Origin of the sequence: Halalkalibacter flavus (genome assembly GCF_036663575.1) — a bacterium.
In the GTDB taxonomy this organism is placed as follows: Bacteria; Bacillota; Bacilli; order Bacillales; family Bacillaceae_D; genus Halalkalibacter; species Halalkalibacter flavus.
This window is the reverse complement of the sequence record NZ_JAWRVK010000161.1, coordinates 1-315: the sequence shown is the minus strand read 5'-3', so window position 1 is coordinate 315 and position 315 is coordinate 1. Positions and strand designations below refer to the sequence as shown.

General features: G+C 47.0%; 2 tRNA genes. Both read left to right on the top strand.

The features are described 5' to 3' along the window. Positions 1-77, top strand: a tRNA-Pro gene (locus SAY88_RS24855). A gap of 166 nt (positions 78-243) precedes the next feature. Continuing rightward, positions 244-314 (top strand) — tRNA-Gly (locus tag SAY88_RS24850). The last annotated feature ends 1 nt before the right edge of the window (position 315 follow it).

Genomic DNA, 315 nt, shown 5'->3' with positions numbered 1-315 from the left:
CGGGAAGTGGCTCAGCTTGGTAGAGCACCTGGTTTGGGACCAGGGGGTCGCAGGTTCAAATCCTGTCTTCCCGACCATGAGTTAAATATGCGGGTGTAGTTTAGTGGTAAAACCTCAGCCACGAGCAAACCATCTGCCGAATATGCTACGAGTTGTCTCGACGCATTTGCTTCTAAGAGTTACTAGAAGAGGAAGAGACATGACAGGGCGTTATGTAAATATGTGATATGAAATTTTAAATATGCGGGTGTAGTTTAGTGGTAAAACCTCAGCCTTCCAAGCTGATGTCGTGAGTTCGATTCTCATCACCCGCTC